A 1,482-nucleotide genomic window follows, 5' to 3' on the forward strand; every position below is an offset into this window, starting at 1 on the left:
CTTGGGTTCTAACGGTCCTCGCAACACCCGCGATCTGTGGGAGTTGCGAGGACCGTGGGCGTTGAGCGTGATGATCTTGCCCGGTTGCGGGAGCATTTCCTCGCGCGGCTGGATGTCGTGGGGAACGTGACCGTGGTGGCGCGCGAGCTGGGGGTGAACCGGAACACCGCCTTCGGCTGGGCTCGGAAGGCCGGACGGAGTTCGGTGCGCCTGCCGCGCCGGCATCCCGGGCGGGACGAGTACGAGCGGCTTCGGGCCGCCGGTGTCGCACGCCGGGTGGCGGCCCGGCAGGTCGGTGTGAACGAGCGCACGGCCAAGGACTGGGACTGGGGCGTCAAGAAGAGCCGCTCTTCGCGCACCTATGCCGACGGGCGCCGTGTCGACTACACAGCGGGGACCGTCACGATGTGCGGTGTGACCACAGCACCGGTGGGCCTGACGGCCCTGGAGAAGCAGCTCCACCCGCGGTTTCTGACACTGGCCGAGCGCGAACGGATCCGCGATCTTCGCGCGGCAGGTCAGTCACTGCGGGCGATCGGACGGGCCCTGGGACGGCCGGCGAGCACGGTCAAGCGGGAGATCGACGCGAACTCGGGCAGCGAGGGCTACCAGCCCTACGCGGCCCACCGGGCAACCGCCGCGCGCAGACCCCGGCCCAAGGACCGCAAGCTGCTGCGCGAGGGACGGCTGCGCCGCTTCGTCCAGGACGGACTGCGCAGGCGATGGTCACCGGAACAGATCTGCCACGCTCTAGTCAGAGAGCATCCCGACGACGAGAGCATGCGGGTGAGCGTGGAAACGATCTACCAGGCGCTGTACTTCCAGGCCCGCGGCGGCCTGAAACGGGAAGTGCAGGCAGCCATCCGCTCCGGCCGGACCCGCCGCAAACCACGCCGCGACCCCGAGCGGCGCACTCCCCGGTTCATCGACCCGATGGTGATGATCAGTGACCGCCCCGCCGACATCGAGGACCGGGCCGTGCCCGGTCACTGGGAAGGCGACCTGATCATCGGCGCGGGCGGCCGCTCCGCGATCGCCACCCTGGTCGAACGGAGCACCCGTTACACCATGCTGGTCCACCTGCCGGGCGGAGCCCACGACGCCGAGACCGTCCGCGACGGCCTCGTCCGCACCATCCAGACCCTGCCCGTCCACCTGCGCGGCTCCCTCACCTGGGACCAGGGCAGCGAAATGGCACGCCACAAGCAGTTCACCATGGCCACCGACATGCCCGTCTACTTCTGCGACCCGGCCTCGCCCTGGCAACGCGGCTCGAACGAGAACACGAACGGGCTGCTGCGGCAGTACTTCCCGAAAGGCACCGATCTGAGCCTGCACAGCCCCGAAGACCTCGAACACGTCGCCCAGGAACTCAACGGCCGCCCACGCAAGACGCTCGGCTGGGATACCCCAGCCGAGCGTCTACGTGATCTACTCACCACCTGAAACCAAGTGGTGTTGCGACGACCCCTTGAACCCAAG

At 68.9% G+C, this 1,482-nt stretch carries 1 protein-coding gene; it reads left to right on the forward strand.

Annotation, left to right across the window (positions count from 1 at the left end):
- The first annotated feature begins 405 nt into the window (after positions 1-405).
- Complete coding sequence (locus ACFVGY_RS37830) at positions 406-1,446, forward strand: IS30 family transposase (protein ID WP_385687134.1); 1,041 nt, start codon at positions 406-408, stop codon at positions 1,444-1,446.
- The last annotated feature ends 36 nt before the right edge of the window (positions 1,447-1,482 follow it).

Source organism: Streptomyces sp. NPDC127106 (genome assembly GCF_042677605.1).
GTDB lineage: Bacteria > Actinomycetota > Actinomycetes > Streptomycetales > Streptomycetaceae > Streptomyces.